This window comes from Micromonospora sp. NPDC005806 (assembly GCF_042871425.1).
Taxonomy (GTDB): domain Bacteria; phylum Actinomycetota; class Actinomycetes; order Mycobacteriales; family Micromonosporaceae; genus Micromonospora.
Genome location: NZ_JBIAIL010000007.1, coordinates 158,762 through 179,357 on the forward strand (window position 1 = coordinate 158,762; position 20,596 = coordinate 179,357).

Sequence of the window (20,596 nt, forward strand, 5' to 3'; positions counted from 1 at the left end):
CGGAAACGGTGGCCGGCGGCCGACCCCTGACCGGCGCGGACCCGGGTCAGCGGCCGGGGGCGGGCGCGGTGGAGCCGCGTACCACCAGTTCGGGCTCGAACAGCAACTCGTCGTGCAGCACGCCGGCCCCCTCGATCTGGGTGACCAGCAGGTCCACCGCGGCCTGCCCCATCATCTCGATCGGCTGCCGCACCGTGGTCAACGGCGGGTCGGTGCAGGTCATGAACGCGGAGTCGTCGAAGCCCACCACCGACACGTCGGTCGGCACCGCACGACCCAGCCGGCGGGCGGCGCGGATGGTGCCCAGGGCCAGCACATCGCTGGCGCAGATGATGCCGGTCGCGCCACGCTCGACCAGCTTGGTCGCCGCGACCCGCGCCCCTTCCATGGAGAAGCTGGACCGCTCGACGTACTCCGTGTCGTCGGCCCAGCTCGCGACCTGGACCATCGCGTCCAGCTTGCGCCGGGACGGCACGTGCCCCTCGGGGCCGAGCACCATGCCGATCCGCTCGTGCCCGAGCGAGCGCAGGTGCCCGTACGCCTGCTCGACGGCGACCGCGTCGTCGGTGGACACCCGGGGGAACCCGAGCTCGTCGACGCCGGCGTTGACCAGCACCACGGGCAGCCCGCGGTCGGTGAGCCGCCGGTAGTGCTCGTGCGAGGCGTCGGCGAGGGCGTACGACCCACCGGCGAAGATGACCCCGGAGACCTGGTGGTCGAGAAGCATCTCGACGTAGTCGGACTCGGGCACGCCGCCGATGGTGCGGGCACAGAGCGCGGGGGTGAACCCCCGTTGGGCCAGCGAACCGGTGACCACCTCGGCGAGCGCCGGGAAGATCGGGTTCTGCAGCTCCGGCAGGACGAGGCCGACCAGCCGGGCCCGCTCGCCCCGCAGCTTGGTCGGGCGCTCGTAGCCCAGCACGTCCAGCGCCGTCAGCACGGCGGTCCGGGTCGCCTCCGACACGCCGCCGCGCCCGTTGAGCACGCGGCTCACGGTCGCCTCACTGACGCCCGCCTTGCGGGCCACCTCCGTCAACCGCTTCGTCACGGCCGCAATCGTACGTCGCCTTCTTGCAAGAAATGAACCGTCGACTGCCCGGTCACGGCAGCACCTGGCGGCTCCCCCAGCCGTGGCCGGGCCGAGGGCCGGCCGGGACGGGCGTATTCACTTCTGAAAAATGCGGACAGAGAGCCGCTTGAATATCGACAATTGACGGGAATAACATGAGGCACCCCGGAGCCGGATGCCGGCGTCCGGGCCTCCGGCGGGCGCGCCCACCCGCGCCGACGCCACCACCGTCTCCCCCGTCCCCCAGAGAGTGGGTAGTCCGATGCAGCGGAGCGTGGACGAAGGCGCGGCGGGCCGGTGCCCGCACGTGCCGATCGCCAGGATCATCGCGGTGTCCACCGCCGTCGCCCTCACCGTCCCGGCCGGGAGCGCCGCGGCGGCGAGTGTTCCAGGCCCCACCGGTCCGGCGCCCGCGGTGACCCGGGCCGCACTCGACCCGGCGCTGGTCGCCGGCCGCGGCGCCACCGTGGACTTCGTCGAGCAGGAGGCCGAACACGCCCGGACGACGGGCACCGTCATCGGTCCGGACCGCGCCGCCTACACCCTCGCTGGCGAAGCCTCCGGCCGCCGGGCCGTCCGGCTCACCCCCCGGCCAGCGCGTCGAGTTCACCCTGCCGGCGGCAGCCAACGCGATAACCGTCCGGTACAGCATCCCCGACTCCCCCGACGGCGGCGGCATCACCGCGCCGCTGCAGGTCACCGTCGGCCGTGGACCCACCCGGACCATGACCCTCACCTCGCAGTACGCCTGGCTCTACAACCAGTACCCGTTCTCCAACGACCCCGACGCCGGGCTGCTCCACCCTGACTGGTGGATCACCGAGTGCTCCTGCGTGCCGGCCGCCACCAACCCGCCACCGACCATCGTCAAGCCCTTCCGGCCCCACCACTTCTATGACGAGCAGCGCCTGTTGCTGGGCCGGACGTACCAGGCGGGCGAGGTGGTCCGGCTGACGGCCCCGAGCGGCAGCGGCGCCGCCTGGACCGTCATCGACCTGCTGGACACCCAGCTCGTCGGGCCGCCGCGGGTGGTGCCCGGCGCGGTGAACGTGCTGGCCTTCGGCGCCGACCCGACCGGGCGACGGGAGTCCGCCGACGCGTTCGACCGGGCCGTCGCGTACGCCCGCCGGGTGCACCGCACGCTCTACCTGCCGCCCGGGACATACCGGGTGAGCCGGCACATCATCGTCGACGACGTGACGATCGCCGGCCCCGGCAGTTGGTACACGGTCGTCAAGGGCCGCGAGGTCGCCCTGGACACGCCGGCGCCCGACGGTTCGGTGCACACCGGCGTCGGCTTCTACGGCCGCGACGCTGCCGACGGCGGCAGCAGCGACGTGCACCTGTCCGGCTTCACCATCGAGGGTGACGTCCGGGAGCGGATCGACAAAGACCAGGTCAACGCCATCGGCGGGGCGCTGAACCACTCCACCGTCGACGGCCTCTACCTGCACCGGACCAAGGTCGGGATGTGGTTCGACGGCCCGATGACCGACCTGCGGGTCACCAACACCGTCATCGCCGACCAGATCGCCGACGGGGTCAACTTCCACACCGGCGTCACCCACTCCTCCGTCTCGCACACCTTCGTCCGCAACACCGGGGACGACGGCCTGGCCATGTGGTCGGAGCAGACCGGCAACGCACACAACACCTTCGACCACAACACCGTGCAGTCGCCGGTCCTGGCCAACGGCATCGCCCTGTACGGCGGCACCGACAACACGATCTGGCGCAACCTGGTCGCCGACCCGGTGCGCGAGGGCAGCGCCATCCAGGTCGGCTCGCGGTTCGGCGCCGAGCCGTTCACCGGGCACCTCTGGATCACGGACAACACCACCGTCCGCGCCGGCAGCTACGAGCTGAACTGGAACATCGGCCTCGGCGCCATCTGGTTCTACGCGCTGGACCACAGCATCGACGCGGACATCCAGGTCGTCGGCGACGCCTTCCTCGACAACACCTACAACGCGATCATGCTGGTCAGCGACTGGCCGGTGAAGGACACGGTCTCGATCAGCAACGTGCACTTCCGCGACATCCGGGTCGACGGGACGGGCACCTCGGTGGTGAGCGCCCGCACCGCGGGTTCGGCGTCCTTCGCCGACGTCGACGCGCGCAACGTCGGCGCGGTCGGGGTGAACAACTGCGGCTCGTTCCACTTCACCCCAGCCGGCTCGGAGTTCGCCCTCGCCGACCTCGGCGGCAACGACGGCGGGTGGCTCGCCCCCTGGCTGCTGCCCAACACCATCACCTGCGACGACCGTCCGCCGGTGGTGCCGCCGCCGGCTCCGGCGCCCTGGTGAGCTGACCGGCCTCCCGACCTCCGTACGGCCGGCGGAGGACGGGGGGCCGCGAGTCGGTGGGCTCAGGCCCCCGGCAGGCCCTGATGGTTGAGGTAGAGCACGACACGGAGCCGTTCACCGTCGTCGTGCAGCAGGTACGACGCGGAGGGTCCCGCCTCGTCCATCCGGCCGAATGCCGCGACCGGCAGCGCCCAGCCGGGGTCAACTTCGCCACCGATCTGTGCCACCCGGCCCCGGAAGCGCGCACACCTCAATACGCTTTACTGGTGCGAAGCTCGCCAAACGCCCGGAGCGCGAGCGACGCTGTGATCGTCGGCGGACTGACACGCCGCTATCCGGCGGTCGTGCGGTGAGACCGGATCAGCAGAACCCGGATCCCGGGTGCGAGCTCTGCACCGGCGAGCTGCCCGCGGCGTGGGCGCTCGGCTATCAGGACGGTGACCCGGCGGGGGAAGGCACCCGGGAAACCATGTTGACCCTGGGCAACGGCTACCTCGCCACCCGCGGGGCGGCCCCGGAGGCGGCGGCCGACGGCGTCCACTACCCGGGCAGCTACCTGGCGGGATTCCACAACCGGCTGGTGGACGGCAAAGGCCGGCTGGACGGCGAGGAGACCATCGTCAACCTGCCGAACTGGCTGCCGTTGACCTTCCGTCCCGCCGGCGGCGACTGGTACGCGCCGGGCCGCGCGCGGGTGGTCCACGAACACCGGCTGCTGGACCTGCGTCGCGGCCTCTACCTCCGGGAGCTCCTGGTCGTCGACCGCGACCTGCGGCGGACCCGGCTCCGCCAGCGGCGGCTGGTGTCGATGGCGAACCCCCACCTCGCCGCGCTCGGGACGCGCATCGTCGCGGAGAACTGGTCGGGACGGTTGGAGATCAGGTCGGGCATCGACGGCGGGGTGGTCAACGCGGCCACGGCGGACGTGGGCGGGGCCGGCGGCCGGCACCTCACCGACGTCGCCGGGGACGCCGACGGTCCGGCGCTCTGGCTGACGGCCCTGACGACCAGCTCGCGGCAACAGGTCGCGGTCGCCGCCCGTACCACGGCCAAGGTCGCCGGCGCCGACGCCGGCACCCCCCGCAGCGTGGTCCGCGGCGCGGACGACGTGGCCGAGGTGCTGGGCGTCGACGTGACGGCCGGGGAGCCAGTGTCGGTGGACAAGACGGTCGCGGTGTACTGCGGACGGGACCGGGCGGTGCACGACCCGCTGACCGCGGCGTGCGCGGAGCTGCGCTGGGCGGGGACGTTCGACGTGCTGCTGGCCGAGCACGTCACGGCGTGGGCCCGGTTGTGGGCGCGGTTCCGGCTCGACGTCGGCGAGGAGCACGTGTGGCAGCTGCCGCTACGCGTGCAGACCTTCCATCTGCTCCAGACGCTGTCGCCACACACGGTCGACCTGGACGCCGGGGTGCCGGCCCGGGGGTTGCACGGCGAGGGCTACCACGGGCACGTGTTCTGGGACGAGCTGTTCGTCTACCCGTACCTGAACCTGCGCCTGCCGGAGCTGACCCGGGCGCTGCTGGAGTACCGGTACCGACGGTTGCCGGCGGCCCGGCGGCAGGCGGCCGCCACGGGGATGGCCGGAGCCCTGTTCCCCTGGCAGAGCGCCACCAGCGGCCGGGACGAGAGCCCGTCCCGGTCCCGCTCCCCCGTCACCGGCGAGTGGCAGGACGACTGGACCGGCCGGCAGCACCACGTCAACCTCGCGGTGTCCTACTCGGTCTGGCGGTACTGGGAGACGACCGGCGACCTGTCCTTCCTCACCGAGAGTGGGGTGGAGCTGCTGGTCGAGACCGCCCGCTTCTGGGCCGGCCTGGCCACCTACGACCCGTCGGATGACCGCTACGACATCCGGGGCGTGCTGGGGCCCGACGAGTACCACGACGGCTACCCCGGCCGCGCCGGCCAGGGGCTGGACAACTGCGCGTACCTCAACGTGATGGTCGCGTGGGTGCTCGCCCGGGCGGACGAGGCGTGCGCGATCCGGGACCGGCACCCGGGTGCGGCGCCGTGGCGGACCGCGGAGGTTCCGGCCGGGGAGCGCGGACGGTGGCGGCACATCGCCCGCCGGCTCCGCCTCACCTTCCTGCCCGACGGGATCCTCGCGCAGTTCGAGGGGTACGGCGACCTGGCGGAACTGGACTGGGACCGGTACCGGCAGCGCTACGGCGATCTGCGGCTGCTCGGACAGCTGTTGCAGGCCGAAGGCGACGACCCGAACCGGTACAAGATCTCCAAGCAGGCCGACCTGCTGATGCTGCTGTACCTGTTCAGCGCAGAGGAGCTCACCGGACTGGTGACCGAGATGGGCTACGACTTCGACCCGGCGCGGATCCCCGCCACCGTCGACCACTACCTCTACCGCACCACGCACGGCTCGACGCTGAGCCGCATCGCGCACGCCTGGGTGCTGGCCCGCACCGACCGTCGCCGCTCCTTCGACATGTTGCTGGACGCGCTCGGCACCGACCTGGCCGACCCGGCGCACAGCTCGACCCGGGCCGGCATCCACCTCGGCGCCACCGCCGGCACGTTGGACATCCTGCAGCGCTGCTACACCGGTCTGGAGGTGCGCGGCGACGTGCTGCGGCTCAACCCGCAGTTGCCGAAGCGGATCGACCAGCTCGACTGCGTGGTCCGGTACCGGAACCGGTTGCTCATGCTGCACGTCGACCACGAGCAGGTGCGTATCTCGGCGAGTCCGGGCGGGGACCAGCCCGTCCGGGTGGCCGTCCGGGACCGGTCGATGCTGCTCTCCCCCGGCACCACCGTCACCGTCGACCTGGGCCCCGGCGCCCGGACCTCGGACGCCCCTGTTCGCCAGTTCCCGCGACCGGAGCGAACCTGACAACGCACCGCCACCGAGGGGAGCCGGTGGCGGTGCGCGGGTCGGTGAGCCGGGCGGATCAGGCCTCGGCGAGCTGGCCGCGCAGCTTGGTCAGCGCGCGGGCGAGCAGGCGGGAGACGTGCATCTGGGACACGCCGACCCGGGCGGCGATCTCGCTCTGGGTCAGGTTGCCGTAGAAGCGCAGGGTGAGGATCTTCTGCTCCCGCTCGTCGAGCGTGGCCAGCGCCGGGCCGAGCGAGGCGCGCAGCTCCGCCAGCTGGTACTCGTTGTCCTCGGCGCCGATGGTGTCGCCCAGCTCGGTGGCGCTGTCGCCAGCGCCGATCGGGGTGGAGAGCGAGACGGCGTTGTAGGCGCGGGCGCCTTCCAGTCCCTCGAGGACCTCTTCCTCGGTGAGGTCGAGGTGGGCGGCGATGTCGGCGACGGTCGGCGCCCGGTTGAGGGTCTGGGTGAGGGTGCTGTTCGCCTCGGAGATGCGCAGCCGCAGCTCCTGGAGGCGACGCGGCACCCGGATGTTCCAGGTGCGGTCGCGGAAGTGCCGCTTGATCTCGCCGAGGATGGTCGGGATGGCGAAGCCGGCGAAGTCCACGCCCCGGGAGGCGTCGAACCGGTCCACCGCCTTGATCAGGCCGAGGGCCGCCGTCTGGGCCAGGTCGCCGGCCGGCTCACCGCGCCCGCTGTAGCGGGCGGCGAGGTGGTTGGCCAGCGGCAGCCACGCCTCGATGACCTGGTTGCGCAGCGCAGCCCGCTCCGGGTGCCCGTCCGGCAGCGCGGCCAGAGCCCCGATCAGCTCGCTGGCGCGGGTCTCCTCGCCGGTCACCGCCGCGCGGTGCACCTCGGTGGTCGTCGGCGCGATGGTCGTCGTGGTCATGCTGCCCTTCCTGTCCTGAGGAGATCGGGTGCCTCCCAGCACCGGTCGTGCCAGTCACCCTAGACCAACAGATGCCGCCGCATCAACCGAAAGGACGATGGATATACCGCCCATATCATTGCATTCTCTCTTCATTCGACCCGCCCTGAGGGCGACGCGGACCACACCATGGCGGCGTACAGGGCATCCCCACCGGGCGACGACCGCATACCCTCCACCCGTGGACCGCTGCGACGAGTGTCACTTCGTCTACCCCGGCGTGGCGGGCGAAGCACTGCCGGGACTGCTGCGCGGACTGGGCGCCCGGTACGCGGCCGCGCTGGGCGCGGTTCCGGAGCTGCGCCGGCGACCGGCCGAGGGCGTGTGGTCGCCGCTGGAGTACACCTGCCACGTCCGGGACGTGCTCCGCGTCCAGGCCGAACGGCTGGCCCTGGCGCTGCGCGTCGTCGGACCGGAGTTCGTCCCCATGGGCCGCGACGAACGCGCCGTCGCGGATCGGTACAACGAGCAGGAGCCGGCGGCGGTCCTTGCCGAACTGACCGCGGCCGCCGACGACCTGGCGGCCCGGTTCGCGCCGCTCGGCACGGTGGAGCTCGCCCGCACCGGCGTCTACCCGTGGCCGCAGCGGCAGGTCCGGACGCTGCTCTGGCTCGGGCAGCACACCATGCACGAGGGTGAGCACCACCTGCTCGACATCCGCCGCGCGACCGGGTCGGGGCCGCCCGCGAGACCCGGCCCTGAGCGGGGCCGACGGTCACGACCCGGCCCGTACGGACTCCGGCGCGACCGGCAGTAGCACCCGGAACGTCGTGGCGCCTGGGCGGCTGTCCACCCGGATGTCACCGTGGTGCTTGTTCACCACGATCCGGTACGAGATGTCGAGGCCGAGCCCGGTGCCCTCCCCCACCGGCTTGGTGGTGAAGAACGGCTCGAAGATCCGCGGTCGGACCTCCGCCGGGATGCCCGGACCGGTGTCGCTGATCGCGACCGTCACCTGGTTCCCGTCCCGCCCGGTGCGGATGGCGAGGGTGCCAGTGGCGCCCATGGCACCCAGGGCGTTGTCGATCAGGTTGGTCCAGACCTGATTCAGCTCGGCCGCGTACGCGGCGATCGGCGGGAGCGACCGGTCGTACTCCTTCACCACGCGCACCCCGGCCGGGATCTTCGCCTTGACCATGACCAGCGTGGCGTCGAGCAACTCGTGCACGTCCACCACCTGATAGGGGGCGCGGTCGAGCTGCGAGTACTGCTTGGCGGCACCGACCAGTCCGGAGATCCGCCCGACCGCCTCGTCGATCTCCCGCATCAGCAGCTCGGTGTCGATGGTGTACGTGAGCCACCGGACCGCGGTCTCCAGGTACCCCGTCCCGACCACCGCCTCGACCCGGGCCAGCCACTCCGGGTCGGCGCCGCCGGCCACCAGGGTGGGGGCCAGGTCCCACCCGGCCACCACGCCCCGCTCGTCCAACCAGTCGGCCAGTTCGTCCTCGGCGTCGCTGGCCGCCAGCGGTGCCAACGGCGTCGCGTCGGCGGCCCGCTTCACCGCGTCCTCCTGCAACGCGACCAGGGTGGGCAACTGTCGGCCGTCCAGCCGGCCGTCGGCGATCATCGCGAGCTTGTGCCGCATGCCGGCGACCCGGTCGCGCAGCACGGACGTCGCACGGACCGCCGCCGCAGCCGGGTTGTTCAGCTCGTGGGTCAGTCCCGCCGACAGGGCGCCTAGGGCGAGCAGCCGCTCCCGCTCGCCCACCACGGTCTGGGTATTGCGCATCCCGACGAAGAGCCCCTCCAGCAGGTGCATCGCCATCGGGAACCAGGACCGCACGGCGTGCGCGATCGTCTCGGCCGGCAGCACGAAGAACTCGGCGTCGGTGAGCGCGCGCATGCTGTTGCGGTAGACCTGCGGGATCCGGTCCCCCAGGTACGCGTGCGTCGCCCCGCCGTACGCGCCCCGCTGTTCGGTCCGATTGATCTCCACCTCGTCGCCCTGGACCCGCGTGCTCAGCGCGACCGACCCGTGGAGCAGCACGAAGAAGCAGGAGGCCGGCTCGCCCTCGACGTAGGCGAACTCGCCCGCGGCGTGGTGTTCCACCCAGCCGTGCTCGGCGAGCCAGGCGAGCTGTCCGGCGTCGAGCGACTCGAACAGGAACAGGGTGCGCAGCTCGGCGACGTCGAGCCGCGGTCCGTGGTCGGTCATTGCGCCTCCAGGTAACGGTGCACGAGTGACACTGCCATCGCGCCCTCGCCGACGGCCGAGGCGACCCGTTTCACCGACTCCGCCCGGACGTCACCGGCCGCGAAGACGCCCGGCAGGCTCGACTCCAGGTGGTACGGGTCGCGGTCCAGGGTCCAGCCGGGTGGACGCCGGCCCGCCGACACCAGGTCGGGTCCGGTCACGATGAAGCCCCGCCCGTCGCGGGCCACCACCCCGTCCAGCCAGTCGGTCCGCGGCTCGGCGCCGATGAAGATGAACAGCCAGGACGCGTCGACGTCGCGGGTGTCGCCGGTCCGGGTGTCGCGCAGGGTCAGCCGTTGGAGGTGATCGTCGCCGGCGCCGCCGGCCACCACCGTGTGGGGATGGACGGTGATCCGGTCGATGCGGTCGAGCTGGTCGATCAGGTACCGCGACATCGACGCGGTGAGGTCGGCGCCGCGGATCAGCAGGTGGACCCGGGACGCGTACCGGGAGAAGTGCACCGCCGCCTGGCCGGCGGAGTTCGCCCCGCCGACGATGTACACGTCCTGGTCGACGCAGCTCGGCGCCTCGGTGGCCGTCGAGCCGTAGAAGACGCCGCGACCGGTGAAGTCGGCCAGGCCGGGCGCGTCGAGTACGCGGTAGGTGACCCCGGTCGCCAGCACCACGCTGTGCGCGGCGAGGCTGGTGCCGTCGCCGAAGCGGAGCAGTCGGGCCGCCCCGGCGCCCTCGAGGCCGACGACCTCCCGGGTGCTCAGCAGTTCGGCCCCGAACTTCAGCGCTTGGCGGCGGGCGCGGTCGGCGAGCTGGGCGCCGGAGACCCCGTCCGGGAAGCCCAGGTAGTTCTCGATCCGGCTGCTCTGCCCGGCCTGCCCGCCGGCCGCCCGCCGTTCCACCAGGACGGTGCGGAGCCCCTCCGACGCGCCGTAGACGGCCGCACCCAGCCCCGCCGGTCCGCCGCCGACGATGACCAGGTCGTAGAGGTCGGCCGTCGGTGCCACCCGCAGCCCGACCAGGCCGGCCAGCTCCGCCTCGGCCGGCGCGACCAGGGCCTTGCCCTCGGTGGTGACGACGAGCGGGACCTCCGCCGCGCTCACCCCGGCGGCCGCGAGCAACCGGGCGCCCTCCGGCTCGTCGGCGAGCAGCCAGCGGAACGGCACCAGGTTGCGCGCCAGGAAGTCCCGCACCGCGAAGGACGGCGCCGACCAGCGGTGGCCCACCACCCGCACCTCCGCGGTGGCCGCCTCCGGGCTGGCCGACCACGCGTCGAGAAGGGTGTCCAGCATCGGATACAGCTTCTCCTCCGGCGGGTGCCACGGCTTGAGCAGGTAGTGGTCCAGGTCGACCAGATTGATCGCGTCGATCGCCGCCTCGGTGTCGGCGTACGCGGTCAGCAGCACCCGGCGGGCGGCGGGGAACAGGTCCATCGCCGCCTCGAGGAACTCGATGCCGGTCATCGCCGGCATCCGGTGGTCGGCCAGCAGCACCGCCACCTGCTCGCCTCGCAGCTTGATCTCCCGCAACGTGTCGAGCGCCTCCGCGCCGGACCCGGCCCGCACGACGCGGTACCGGTCGCCGTACCGGCGGCGGACGTCGCGCGCCACGGCGCGGGACACCACAGGGTCGTCGTCGACGGTCACGATCGCCGGGTTCGCCATGCCGGAATGCAAGCACCTCGCCGGGACGGGAATCAACCGGGTTGCCGGCCGACCGCCAGCTGGGCGCCCGGGCCGCCGTCACCGCCGCAGCAGCGGCCGGTAGTCGGCGGCGGTGAGCGGCAGCGACGACAGCGAACCGTCGGCCCGGGGCACCTCCAGCGGTTGCCCGTCGCGCTGGAACGCGACACTGTCCACATCGGAGCGCTGGGTCAGCGTGCAGACGATCTGCCCGAAGGCGAGGACCTCGTCGTTGCGGCCGGTCTCCTCGCCTGCCTGCCGGACGTCGACGGTCGCGACGGTGCCGGTCGCCGTGGCCCCGGCGACCGTGATGGTCCCGGGCAGGGCGCTGGCCAGGCCGCGTTCCCGCTCCGCGCCGTCCGGTCCGGCCAGCAGGTGTTGGAGGTGGGCGTCCACGCCCGGCAGCCCGTCGACCCGGCGGGTGACCGCCTCCAGCCGGTCGTCGCGGACGAAGCAGAGCGTCTCGTCCACCCGCCCGTCCGGGTCGGCAGTGGCCGTGCCGGCCGGGCTGGGGAACCTGCCGGGCGGGGCCTGCACCGGACGCGGCTGGTCGTCGACCGGCACCCCGCACCCGCCGACAAGCACGGCGACGGCCAGCACCGGCAGCAGGCGGGCCCGCCTCATCCGCGTACCCCCGGCAGCTCGACCCGGAACCGGGCACCCCGGTGCCGGTCGACGACCGCCGCGTGCCCGCCGTGCGCGGCGGCGTGCTGTGCCACCAGGGCGAGCCCGAGGCCGGTGCCGTCGGTCCCGGCGCGGGCGTGCGCGGCGCGGCCACGGACGAAACGGTCGAAGATCGCTTCCCGGTCGGCCGCCGGCACGCCCGGGCCGTCGTCGTCGACGTCGATCACGCCGACCGCACCGTCGCGCAGCGACAGCCGGACCGCGACCGGCCCGCCGCCGTAGCGGACGGCGTTGTCGAGCAGATTCAGCAGGATCTGCCCGACCCGCCGCCGGTCGACGTGCCAGTCGCTCGGCGCGTCCTCGGCCACCTCGACCAGGCTCTCCGGCAGCGACCGGGCCCGGCAGACCTCCCGGGCCAGCGCGGCCATGTCGACCGCCTCACGATGCGCCGGCTGCTCGGTACGCGCCAGCTGGATCAGGTCGTCCACCAGCCGTTGGAACCGGGCCACCTCGTCGGCGACCAGCCCGGCGGCGGTCGCCGTGCGCTCGTCCTGGTGCTCGGCGCGCCGGGTCAGCACGCTGGCGGCGGCGGCCAGGGTCTGCAGCGGGGACCGCAGCTCGTGGCTGACATCGGCAGCGAACCGGCGGTCCCGCTCGATCCGACGGACCAGCTGGTCGACCATGTGGTTGAACGAGCTGGAGAGCCGGGTCAGGTCCGGGTCGGTGGTCGGGTCCAGCCGGGTGGTGAAGTCGCCGGCGGCGATCCGTTCCGCCGCGTCGGCGACCGCGGTCAGCGGCCGTACGCTGTGCCGCGTCGCGTACCAGCCGAGTGCGGCGCCGGCTCCGGCGACCATGATGGCCACGGCGGTCAGTGCCAGCCCGACGACCTGGAACGTCGCCTCGACCTCGCGCAGCGAGGTCAGCTCGTAGTAGCCCACCCCGCCGGGGAGCGGGACGCCGACGAGCAGGGTCGGCTGGCCGTCGACGCGGATCCGCTGCACGGCCGGCTGCCCGGCGGCGACCATGCGTTGCAGCTGGACCGGGACCGCTCCGGCGCCGATGTCGGCGGTGCGGGCGTACCAGCCGTCGGGCAGGTGCAGCAGGGGCCGGCGGCTGCTGCCGGTGTCCAGGGAGCGGAGCACCGCCACGACGTCCGGGTTCTCGGTGTCCAGCCCGGTCCGGACCACCGCGGCGTCGTAGTAGGCGGCCCGGACGGCGGTGCGTTCCCGCTCGTCGAGCAGGGACCGGCGGGTCAGGTCGTACGAGAACAGCGCCATCGAGGCGGCCAGCAGCAGCGCGCCGATGGCGAATGCGGCGGTGACCCGGGCACGCAGTCCAAGGCGGGTCATCGTTGCAGCTTGTAGCCGAGGCCCCGGAGGGTGACCAGGTGCCGGGGGTTGGCCGGGTCGGGCTCGATCTTCTGCCGCAGGCGGCCGACGTGCACGTCGACCAGCCGCTCGTCCCCGGTCTCGTACCCCCAGACCCGCCGCAGCAGCTGCTGGCGCGACAGCACCCGTCCGGCATGCTCGGCCAGCTCGCACAGCAGCCGGAACTCGGTGCGGGTGACCGCGACCGGGCGGCCGGCGCGGCGCACCTCGCCGGCCTCGGCGCTGATCTCCAGGTCGCCGAAGACCTGGGCGGGGACGGCGTCCGCCACGGCCCGCCCGCGCCGGCGCAGGGCCCGCAGCCGCGCCGACAATTCCTTGATCGCCACCGGCTTGACCACGTAGTCGTCGGCGCCGGCCTCCAGCGCGGCGACGATGTCGTGGGTGTCGTCCCGGGCGCTGACGACCACGATCGGCACGTCGTCGTCGCGGCGCAGCTGGCGGATGCACTCGAAGCCGTCGAGGCCGGGAAGCATCAGGTCGACCAGCACGTTGTCCGCCGGGGTCTCCCGCTGCCGCCGCAGCCCTTCCTCGGCGGTGGCGACCCCGTACGCCGCGTAGCCCTCCTCCTCGAGGGCGAGCAGCAGCGCGAGCCGGATCCGGTCGTCGTCCTCGATCACCAGTACGGCCGTCATACCGGCATCATCCCCGGCCGGCACGACGTCACCCAACCGTGTCAGGCGTTCCCGGTTTTTGTCACACAACTGTCATACAACCGCGCGACGACCGCCAAGAGCGCCGCCCAGAGTGGGAGCCGAACCCGACTCCCGGCAGGGAAGACACCGAGGGAGGGACCTGTGAACGGCAGCACGCTCGTCGGGGCCCTGATCGTCGGAGTCGCCGTCGGGGCGGTGGGCCGCCTGGTCCTACCGGGTCGGAAGGCCGCCCCGGTCTGGCTGACCCTCGCGCTCGGGGTAGCCGCCGCGCTGCTCGGCGCCATCGTGGTCGGGCTGGTCGACACCGGCCCGGGCGAGCTGGCCGTCCTGCCGCTGATCGTCCAGATCGGCTTCGCCGCCGTCGCGGTCGTCGTCGCCGTGCTGACCGCCGGCCGACCGGGTGACGATCCGCCGACCCGCCCGGGCGCGGACCGGCGGGAGGGGCCATGACGGTCGTACCGGCGGACAACCTGATGACCCTCATCTGCGACGGCTGCGGCGCCGCCGTCACCGGCACGGGCTGCACCCTGCCCGACGCCGAGGTGGTCTGGACGCTCGTGTTCGACAACGACTGGGTCGGCTCGCCCTTCGCCTCCGGTCCGCACCACTGCCCGCGGTGCAGTGTCCGCAGCGGACAGTACGGCGACGGCGGCCTCGACATCGACTACCTGGACGAGGTCGGCGACGCCCCGGCCGCCCGGGAGCCGGACCTGGTCGACCCGGTACGCCGGGCGCTGGCGGAGAGCGTCACGCTCGGCGATCGGGTGCTCGTGGACCTCACCGAGGTCGAGGTGATCGACTCGGCCGGACTCGGGCTGCTGGTCCGCGCCCGGCAGCACGCCCGGCAGGACGGCCGCCGGCTGTGCCTGGTGGCGCCCTCGCGGTTCGTGTTGACCGTGTTGCACACCATGCGGCTGGACGGGGTGTTCCCGGTGTTCGACAGCCGTACCCGGGCGCTGAGCGGATCGGTCGGACCGGGGCTGAGTCCCGCCCCTCCGGCCGGCGCGAGCCGTACGCCCCGCACCCACGAGAAGGAGCCCGCATGGTGACGCCCTGGCCGTACCCCGACTTCCCGTTCGCCGGGGACGAGCCGGAACCCGACCGCGAGGACGTGCGCCTCGCCGCCCTCGTGGCACAGCGGCTGAGCATCGACTGGACCACCCGCCGACAGCAGATCACGGTCAGCGTGCAGAACCGGGTGGTGATCCTGGGCGGCACGGTCGCCGACGCGCAGGCCCGCCGCGCGGCCGGTGAGCTGGCCTGGGACGTGCCCGGCGTGTTCGACGTCTGCAACGCGCTGCGGCTGTACGGCGGCCGCCGGGGGCGCTGACCCGGTACGCGCCGCCGGCCGGCGTCACGCCTGGATAAGGCCGGAGCGGATCCAGAGCAACCGCCCCGGCCCCGACAGCAGGCCCAGGCCCGCCAGGTGGTCGGCGACCCGCTGCGCGGACCAGCGCAGCGTCGCCTGCCAGTGCGGGTTCGCCCGGGCCGCGGCGCGGCCGACCGCGGGCGGGATGCCGACCGCCGCGTACGCGCGCGGGTGGACCAGCCGGCGGGTGATGGCGTACGCGGCGCGGCCGATCACCAGCCGCGCGTAGCTGAGCGCGAGCGGGCCGGCGGCCTCGACCTGGCGGGCCAGCTCGTCCCGGGCGAAACGCACGTGCCGGGCCTCCTCGACCACGTGGATCCGGGACACCATCCGGATCAGCGGCTGCAGCGACTCGTCGGCCATGATCTCCCGCTGGAACGCGTCGAGGACCTCCTCGGCGATGAGGATGGCGGCGTACATCTGCGGTCCGGTCGCGGTGGCCTTGAGCCACCGGCCGAGCAGGTGGTCGATCCGGTCGGCGCGGTAGACCGGGCAGCCGGTCGCCTCGATGAGCCGACCGAACATGATGGAGTGCCGGCACTCGTCGGCGACCTCGGTGAGCGCGTACTGGGCGTGCCGGCTCGTCGGATCGGCGTCGTAGTAGTGCCGGATCAGCATCTGCATGAGGATCGTCTCGAACCACAGCCCGGCGCTGGCCGCGCTGGCCACCTCGTGCTTGGTCAGCTCGATCCGCTGCGCTTCGCTGAGCCCCTCCCAGAGCGGCGTGCCGTAGAGGCTGCTGCGGTGCGGCGGCAGCCAGTACGCGTCCGGCCGGTGGGGTGCCGCCCAGTCGATCTCCACAATGGAGTCGTAGCTGGTGCGCACCGAGGCGGTGAGCAACCGGGTGGCGACCGCCTCGCGCGGGAACCCGGCCGATGTCCCCTCCATGACGCCTCCCTGTTGACGTAACTTCTGGTAACTGTTACGAGTAGTAGCATGGGACCGACCTCCACCGATGTCAATGCCTCCGACCCCTCCCCCGGCCCGCGCACCGGCCGGCGCGACCGCTGGGCCGGCCATCGCGAGCAGCGGCGGCAGGAGCTGATCGCCGGCGCCGTGCAGGCGTTGCTCCGGTACGGGCCGCAGGTCGACATGGACCAGGTCGCCGCCACCGCCGGCGTCACCAAACCCGTCCTCTACCGCTACTTCGCCGACAAGGCGCAGCTCTGGCTCGCCGTCAGCGAGGTGGTGGCCGCCCGCGTCGTCGACACCATCGCACCCGCCATCGAGCGGGTCCGCGAGGAGCGCGCCCTGGTCGAGGCGACCATCGACGCGTACCTGGGCGTCATCGAGTCGGAGCCGACCCTCTACCGCTTCCTCATGCACCAGGCCGGCCACCCCGGCATCCACCAGGTCGTCGCCGGCACCAGCCGCCAGGTAGCCGCCGGGCTGGCCCGGGTGATCGGCGACCGGCTGCGCGCACTCGGGCTCGACGCCGGTCCCGCCGAGCCGTGGGCGTACGGCCTGGTGGGTTTCGTGCAGGCGGTCGGCGACTGGTGGACCACACACGGCCAGCCGATCCGCCGGGCCGCGCTCACCGACTACCTGACCACCCTGCTGTGGAGCGGCATCGAGGGCGTGCGGCGCGGCGCCGACCTGCCCCGCGAGCTGACCCGCGCGCACGAACGGATCGACCGGTGAACTACCACGGTCCGGCGTGGATCGCGGACACCGCCGTACGGCTGCACGTGACCGGGCGGTGGGAGCCGGTCGACGGCCGCTACCACTGGGCGGGGCGCATCGAGCCCGAGCCCCAGGTGGTCCGGCTGCTCCGCGCCGGACGCCGGGACGTGCCGGTACGCGTCGGCGATCGGGTCACCCGCGGCCGGCTGGCCGAGGTCGACCCGTGGGGCGGGGTTCGCATCACCGGGGTCGGCGAGCCACCCTGGCCACCCGACCCGGACGGGGGCTGAGCGGCGGGGTCAGGTTGTCCGCCACGGCCGGCTCAGCCCTGCCGGGCCTTCTGCCTCGGGTCAGCCTTGTTGATCACGAAGAGCTTGCCCCGACGGCGTACCACGATCGAGTTGACCTTCCGCTTCAGCCCGCGGAGGGAGCTTCGTACCTTCATCCCCGGGTCACCCCCGTTCCGGCTGGATTCTCGGCTGCCCAGCCCGCCTACCCGGCGACGGGGTACTCATGCCTGGGCCGACGACCCGGCACCGGCCGGCGGGCGATGCCCGCCCGCGCCGTCACCGCCTTCGGTGGCGCCGCCCGCCCGGCGGCGTACCTCGGTGAGCATCTCGTCGACCGAGCCGGCCGGGTCGGTCACCGGGAACTGCACTGCCCGGACCACGGCCTCCGGGTCGACCAGCAGCGTCAGCCGCTTGAACCGGTCCACCCCGCCGGCCCGGAAGGTGGGCAGCAACAGGCCTGCGGCGAGCCGACCGTCCTCGTCGGACAGCAGCGGGTACGGCAGCCGGGCATGCTCGGCGAAGGCCGCCAGCTGGTCCGGGCGCTGGGTGCTCACGCCACGCACCTCGGCGCCGGCGGCCCGGAAGCGGTCGTGCCGGTCGGCGTACGTGCGGGACTCGAGCGTGCACCCGACGGCGCCCGGGATCTCCTCCCAGCTCGGCGGGAGACCCTGGGCCCCAGGGGCGAACGCGCCCGGAAACAGGTAGAGGACGGTCCACCGGCCGGGTCCGGCCGGTCGCTCCGCCCCGCCGTCGTGCCGGCGCAGGGTCAGCTCCGGCACCCGCCGGCCGACCAGGTGGCGCACCCGGCGCGCCTCCGCCGAGTCGGCGGGGGCGGTGGCGGTGAGCGCCCCGTCGCCCATCACGTGCCGGGTCCCCCAGTCCTGCAGGGCGACCAGCACCGGCAGCAGCCCCTCCCCCTTGCCGGTCAGCAGGTAGTCGTGGCGCGGCGGGTGCGCCGAGTACGGCTGCCGGCGCAGCACCCCGTGCTCGACGAGGCCGCCGAGCCGCTCGGTGAGCGCCCGCCGACTGACGCCCAGCTCCCGCTGGAGGGCATCGAACCGGGTGGTGCCGCCGGCGATCTCCCGGACGATCAGGACGGTCCACCAGTCACCGAGCACACCCAGGGCCTGGGCGATGCCGCAGTCGGCGTCCCCGAGCTCCGCTCGCCGCACATCCCACCTCCCGCTCGACCGATCGCCCCGACTATAGTCCGTTTCAGATTGGAACTCACTGGCTCGGATCGGGGGTTGGCGGCATGTCCGTCGGGCAGGAGGCCAGGGTGTTCTGGCGCTGGTGGACCGCCGGCACGACCAGTCAGGTGGGGTCGGCGGTCGGCGCGGTGGCGCTCCCGCTCACCGCGTTGACCGTGCTGGACGCGTCCGCGTTCGAGATGGGCCTGATCGCCGCCGCGAGCTATGTGGCCTGGCTGGTGATCGGGCTGCCCGCCGGCGTGATGGTGCAGCGGCTGCCGCTGCGCGGCGCCCAGGTCGGCGCCGACCTGGCCCGGGCGGTCGCCATGGCGTCCATCCCGCTCGCCTGGTGGTGGGGCTGGCTGACCGTCGTCCAGCTGGTCGTCGTGGCGCTCGTGGTCAGCTTCGCCAACGTGCTCTTCGATGTCGCCAACGCCACGTTCCTGCCGGCCATCGTCAGTCGCGAGCAGCTGCACTCCCGCAACAGCCTCACCTCGGCCACCCACGCCGGCACCCAGCTCAGCGGCCCGTCCCTCGGCGGCCTCGCGGTGCAGGCGCTCGGCGCGGTACCGGCCGTGCTGGTCGACGCGGCCAGCTACCTGGTCTCTGCGGTGCTGCTGCGGTCGCTGCCCGCCCGGCGGGTCGACGCCCCGGACCGCTGGCCGCCGGTGCGGGCGATGATCGGCGAAGGCTGGCGATACGTCACCCGCCACCCGGTCATGGGCCCGACGATGTGGACGGCCACCGCGGTGAACTTCGTCTGCGGGGCGCAACTGGCGGTCTACCCGCTCTACCTGGTGCGCGAACTGCACACCCCGGCCGCCCTGGTCGGTGTGCTGCTCGCCGTCGAGGGCGTCGGGTCGCTGGTCGGGGCCACCCTGACGCCGTGGATCACCGGCCGCTGGGGCACCGCCCGGTCCCTGGTGGTCGCCTGCCTGGTGGCGGTCGGCGGCGCATTCCTGGTGCCGATGGGTGCCGGCTGGCCCGCGTACCTCGCGTTCGCCGCCGGCAACGTGGTCTTCGCCGGAGGCGTGGTGGTGCTGAGCGTGACCACCCGCACCTACCGGCAGACCGCCAGCCCGCCGGAGCTGCTGTCCCGGGTGATGGCCACGGTCCGCTTCGTCTCGTGGGGAGCGATCCCGGTCGGCGGCCTGGTCGCCGGCGCCCTCGCCGGCCTCGCCGGCGCCCGGGTCACCCTGTTCGCCTTCGCCGCCGCGGCGGTGCTGGCCCCGCTGGCCCTGGTGCTGTCCCCCGTACGCGGGCTGCGCGACCTCACCGACCTGCGGGGCGACGAACCGGCGGAGCCGCGCAGCGCCGCGCCGGTCGGCTGACTGAACCCGGGCGGTCAGTCCGGCAGCACCGCCGCGGCGACCCGGCGGACCCGCTCCGGGCGGGTGAGCACGTCGACGTTGTCGAGGTACTGGTCGACCGACCCGAGCGGCGGGCGGTCGCGCAGGCCCGGGTCGGTGATGGCGGCACGCAACGCGGAGACGAACCGTTCCGCGCGCAGGACCAGGAACGGCCGGTCGTGGAACGGCCGGACGCCGGGGTCGACCCGCTCCGCCAGTCCGGTCTCGTTGGTCCAGGTCGCGACCGCCTCCAGGGCCCGGACCAACCCCGCCTCCCGGGTCGGCCAGTCGCCCGGCCCGATCGCGTCGTCCAGCGCGTCGACCACCGGCGCCGCCGCCGGCAGCGCGGCGAAGACGGTGCCGAGCCACTTCGCGTACGGCGGCCAGCGCCGGTGCAACAACAGGCCCAGCCGCATCAGGTCCCGGGCCAGCCCGGCAGCCACCAGCCGGCTGCCCAACTCGTCGCCGACCTCGGCGCACCGGCCGACCAGGTGCTCGGCCTGGCCGACGCGCTGCCAACCGGTCGCCACCACGTGCCGCCACACGTCGTCCGGGTACCAGGCCAGCGCCGCCCGAACGGCGATGAGCGTGCCGTCGAGCCCGTCGTGGAAGACCGCCCCGCCGGTCAGCTCGGCCAACCGCTGGGTCGGCGCGGAGAGCCAGTCCGCCACCCCCATCCCGGCGCGCGGGTCGCAGGCCAGCCGCCCGCGGAGCCACTCACCCAGCTCGTCGACGGTCACCCCGTGCCGGTCGCCGTCGGCCCGCACCGCGCCGAGCCGGACGTTCGGACCACCGGCGAACCGGGTCGGCCAGCCGAGGAACTCCGCCGGCAGTTCCGCGTCCAGGACCGCCCGCATCGGCGCGACGTCGGCGGGGTCCACCACGAACAGCTGGCTCCGCGGCCCCCAATCGTGGTCGGTGGACCGGGGGGTGTCCAGCCCGAGCAGTTCCGAGCCCCCATCGAGCAGCCCGGCGGCGTACGGGAGGCCGGGCAGCCGCCTGGCCAGCAGCGGGGCGACCACCTCCTCGTGGAAGCGCCGGCAGAGCGTCAGGCCGGGTACGAACGCCATGCCGTCAGTCTGCCGGGGCGCGCGCCGGGTCACCCAGCGGTTATCGGTCCACCGGCCAGTCTGCGCCGATAGCCTG

At 73.6% G+C, this 20,596-nt stretch carries 20 protein-coding genes and 1 pseudogene; 9 read left to right on the forward strand and 12 right to left on the reverse strand.

Going from position 1 to position 20,596, the window contains the following annotated elements:
• Nucleotides 1-46: 46 nt before the first annotated feature.
• Nucleotides 47-1,048: a LacI family DNA-binding transcriptional regulator gene (locus tag ACFYOS_RS10825; protein ID WP_387138344.1), complete on the reverse strand. Its 1,002-nt coding sequence runs from the start codon at nt 1,046-1,048 to the stop codon at nt 47-49.
• 196 nt (nt 1,049-1,244) lie between these two features.
• On the opposite strand from ACFYOS_RS10825, the pseudogene ACFYOS_RS10830 reads away from it, so the two are divergent.
• Nucleotides 1,245-3,375, forward strand: a pseudogene (locus ACFYOS_RS10830) (glycosyl hydrolase family 28-related protein).
• Nucleotides 3,376-3,437: 62 nt separating this feature from the next.
• Here the strand turns inward: ACFYOS_RS10830 and ACFYOS_RS10835 are convergent.
• The gene (locus ACFYOS_RS10835; protein WP_387138348.1) at nt 3,438-3,602 is read right to left on the reverse strand and encodes a hypothetical protein; all 165 of its coding nucleotides are present in this window, start codon (nt 3,600-3,602) and stop codon (nt 3,438-3,440) included.
• Nucleotides 3,603-3,724: 122 nt separating this feature from the next.
• Between ACFYOS_RS10835 and ACFYOS_RS10840 the strand changes: the two genes are divergently transcribed.
• Complete coding sequence (locus ACFYOS_RS10840; RefSeq protein ID WP_387138351.1) at nt 3,725-6,226, forward strand: glycoside hydrolase family 65 protein; 2,502 nt, start codon at nt 3,725-3,727, stop codon at nt 6,224-6,226.
• 58 nt (nt 6,227-6,284) lie between these two features.
• On the opposite strand, the gene ACFYOS_RS10845 is transcribed toward ACFYOS_RS10840, so the two are convergent.
• Nucleotides 6,285-7,094 (reverse strand): SigB/SigF/SigG family RNA polymerase sigma factor, encoded by an 810-nt coding sequence (locus ACFYOS_RS10845; RefSeq protein ID WP_387138354.1) that lies wholly within the window; start codon nt 7,092-7,094, stop codon nt 6,285-6,287.
• A gap of 220 nt (nt 7,095-7,314) precedes the next feature.
• Between ACFYOS_RS10845 and ACFYOS_RS10850 the strand changes: the two genes are divergently transcribed.
• Nucleotides 7,315-7,890, forward strand: a complete 576-nt coding sequence (locus tag ACFYOS_RS10850; RefSeq protein WP_387138357.1) for a DinB family protein — start codon at nt 7,315-7,317, stop codon at nt 7,888-7,890.
• On the opposite strand, the gene ACFYOS_RS10855 is transcribed toward ACFYOS_RS10850, so the two are convergent.
• From ACFYOS_RS10855 to ACFYOS_RS10875, 5 genes are all read right to left on the reverse strand, one after another.
• A complete protein-coding gene (locus ACFYOS_RS10855; RefSeq protein ID WP_387138360.1) occupies nt 7,849-9,291 on the reverse strand; it encodes an ATP-binding protein in 1,443 nt (480 codons plus the stop codon). The two genes, ACFYOS_RS10850 and ACFYOS_RS10855, sit on opposite strands and share 42 nt — an antisense overlap.
• Nucleotides 9,288-10,946, reverse strand: a complete 1,659-nt coding sequence (locus ACFYOS_RS10860) for an FAD-dependent oxidoreductase (RefSeq protein WP_387138363.1) — start codon at nt 10,944-10,946, stop codon at nt 9,288-9,290. The genes ACFYOS_RS10855 and ACFYOS_RS10860 overlap by 4 nt, the downstream gene beginning before the upstream one ends.
• Before the next feature lie 78 nt (nt 10,947-11,024).
• The gene (locus ACFYOS_RS10865; RefSeq protein WP_387138365.1) at nt 11,025-11,588 is read right to left on the reverse strand and encodes a GerMN domain-containing protein; all 564 of its coding nucleotides are present in this window, start codon (nt 11,586-11,588) and stop codon (nt 11,025-11,027) included.
• A complete protein-coding gene (locus ACFYOS_RS10870; protein ID WP_387138368.1) occupies nt 11,585-12,937 on the reverse strand; it encodes a sensor histidine kinase in 1,353 nt (450 codons plus the stop codon). The genes ACFYOS_RS10865 and ACFYOS_RS10870 overlap by 4 nt, the downstream gene beginning before the upstream one ends.
• Nucleotides 12,934-13,608: a response regulator transcription factor gene (locus ACFYOS_RS10875; protein ID WP_387138371.1), complete on the reverse strand. Its 675-nt coding sequence runs from the start codon at nt 13,606-13,608 to the stop codon at nt 12,934-12,936. Before ACFYOS_RS10875 ends, ACFYOS_RS10870 begins: the two co-directional genes overlap by 4 nt.
• 162 nt (nt 13,609-13,770) lie before the next feature.
• Between ACFYOS_RS10875 and ACFYOS_RS10880 the strand changes: the two genes are divergently transcribed.
• The 3 genes from ACFYOS_RS10880 to ACFYOS_RS10890 are packed head-to-tail and all read left to right on the forward strand — an operon-like array spanning nt 13,771 to nt 14,959.
• A complete protein-coding gene (locus ACFYOS_RS10880) occupies nt 13,771-14,079 on the forward strand; it encodes a hypothetical protein (RefSeq protein ID WP_387138374.1) in 309 nt (102 codons plus the stop codon).
• Nucleotides 14,076-14,678: an STAS domain-containing protein gene (locus ACFYOS_RS10885; protein ID WP_387138376.1), complete on the forward strand. Its 603-nt coding sequence runs from the start codon at nt 14,076-14,078 to the stop codon at nt 14,676-14,678. The genes ACFYOS_RS10880 and ACFYOS_RS10885 overlap by 4 nt, the downstream gene beginning before the upstream one ends.
• A complete protein-coding gene (locus tag ACFYOS_RS10890) occupies nt 14,672-14,959 on the forward strand; it encodes a BON domain-containing protein (protein ID WP_387138379.1) in 288 nt (95 codons plus the stop codon). The genes ACFYOS_RS10885 and ACFYOS_RS10890 overlap by 7 nt, the downstream gene beginning before the upstream one ends.
• 24 nt (nt 14,960-14,983) lie before the next feature.
• Here the strand turns inward: ACFYOS_RS10890 and ACFYOS_RS10895 are convergent, their stop codons facing one another.
• The gene (locus tag ACFYOS_RS10895; RefSeq protein ID WP_387138382.1) at nt 14,984-15,886 is read right to left on the reverse strand and encodes a diiron oxygenase; all 903 of its coding nucleotides are present in this window, start codon (nt 15,884-15,886) and stop codon (nt 14,984-14,986) included.
• Nucleotides 15,887-15,934: 48 nt separating this feature from the next.
• On the opposite strand from ACFYOS_RS10895, the gene ACFYOS_RS10900 reads away from it, so the two are divergent.
• The gene (locus ACFYOS_RS10900; RefSeq protein ID WP_387138385.1) at nt 15,935-16,639 is read left to right on the forward strand and encodes a TetR family transcriptional regulator; all 705 of its coding nucleotides are present in this window, start codon (nt 15,935-15,937) and stop codon (nt 16,637-16,639) included.
• Nucleotides 16,636-16,911: a DUF4873 domain-containing protein gene (locus ACFYOS_RS10905; protein ID WP_387138387.1), complete on the forward strand. Its 276-nt coding sequence runs from the start codon at nt 16,636-16,638 to the stop codon at nt 16,909-16,911. Before ACFYOS_RS10900 ends, ACFYOS_RS10905 begins: the two co-directional genes overlap by 4 nt.
• A gap of 32 nt (nt 16,912-16,943) precedes the next feature.
• Here ACFYOS_RS10905 and ACFYOS_RS10910 read toward each other — a convergent pair whose 3' ends face one another.
• Both ACFYOS_RS10910 and ACFYOS_RS10915 read right to left on the reverse strand, forming a co-directional pair.
• Complete coding sequence (locus ACFYOS_RS10910; protein ID WP_357102463.1) at nt 16,944-17,066, reverse strand: 50S ribosomal protein L36; 123 nt, start codon at nt 17,064-17,066, stop codon at nt 16,944-16,946.
• Nucleotides 17,067-17,132: 66 nt separating this feature from the next.
• Nucleotides 17,133-18,083, reverse strand: coding sequence for a winged helix-turn-helix transcriptional regulator (locus ACFYOS_RS10915; RefSeq protein ID WP_387138390.1), 951 nt, complete (start codon nt 18,081-18,083; stop codon nt 17,133-17,135).
• 83 nt (nt 18,084-18,166) lie between these two features.
• Here ACFYOS_RS10915 and ACFYOS_RS10920 point away from each other — a divergent pair, with 83 nt between their 5' ends.
• Nucleotides 18,167-19,432, forward strand: coding sequence for an MFS transporter (locus ACFYOS_RS10920; protein WP_387138393.1), 1,266 nt, complete (start codon nt 18,167-18,169; stop codon nt 19,430-19,432).
• A 14-nt stretch (nt 19,433-19,446) separates the two neighbouring features.
• Here ACFYOS_RS10920 and ACFYOS_RS10925 read toward each other — a convergent pair whose 3' ends face one another.
• The gene (locus tag ACFYOS_RS10925; RefSeq protein WP_387138395.1) at nt 19,447-20,520 is read right to left on the reverse strand and encodes a DUF4037 domain-containing protein; all 1,074 of its coding nucleotides are present in this window, start codon (nt 20,518-20,520) and stop codon (nt 19,447-19,449) included.
• Between the last annotated feature and the right edge of the window lie 76 nt (nt 20,521-20,596).

Coding starts and splice junctions, on each gene's coding strand:
- ACFYOS_RS10845 (WP_387138354.1), bottom strand. CDS start 7,094: ATGACCACGACGACCATCGCGCCGACGACCACCGAGGTGCACCGCGCG.
- ACFYOS_RS10855 (WP_387138360.1), bottom strand. CDS start 9,291: ATGACCGACCACGGACCGCGGCTCGACGTCGCCGAGCTGCGCACCCTG.
- ACFYOS_RS10860 (WP_387138363.1), bottom strand. CDS start 10,946: ATGGCGAACCCGGCGATCGTGACCGTCGACGACGACCCTGTGGTGTCC.
- ACFYOS_RS10865 (WP_387138365.1), bottom strand. CDS start 11,588: ATGAGGCGGGCCCGCCTGCTGCCGGTGCTGGCCGTCGCCGTGCTTGTC.
- ACFYOS_RS10870 (WP_387138368.1), bottom strand. CDS start 12,937: ATGACCCGCCTTGGACTGCGTGCCCGGGTCACCGCCGCATTCGCCATC.
- ACFYOS_RS10875 (WP_387138371.1), bottom strand. CDS start 13,608: ATGACGGCCGTACTGGTGATCGAGGACGACGACCGGATCCGGCTCGCG.
- ACFYOS_RS10885 (WP_387138376.1), top strand. CDS start 14,076: ATGACGGTCGTACCGGCGGACAACCTGATGACCCTCATCTGCGACGGC.
- ACFYOS_RS10890 (WP_387138379.1), top strand. CDS start 14,672: ATGGTGACGCCCTGGCCGTACCCCGACTTCCCGTTCGCCGGGGACGAG.
- ACFYOS_RS10895 (WP_387138382.1), bottom strand. CDS start 15,886: ATGGAGGGGACATCGGCCGGGTTCCCGCGCGAGGCGGTCGCCACCCGG.
- ACFYOS_RS10900 (WP_387138385.1), top strand. CDS start 15,935: ATGGGACCGACCTCCACCGATGTCAATGCCTCCGACCCCTCCCCCGGC.
- ACFYOS_RS10910 (WP_357102463.1), bottom strand. CDS start 17,066: ATGAAGGTACGAAGCTCCCTCCGCGGGCTGAAGCGGAAGGTCAACTCG.
- ACFYOS_RS10920 (WP_387138393.1), top strand. CDS start 18,167: ATGTCCGTCGGGCAGGAGGCCAGGGTGTTCTGGCGCTGGTGGACCGCC.
- ACFYOS_RS10925 (WP_387138395.1), bottom strand. CDS start 20,520: ATGGCGTTCGTACCCGGCCTGACGCTCTGCCGGCGCTTCCACGAGGAG.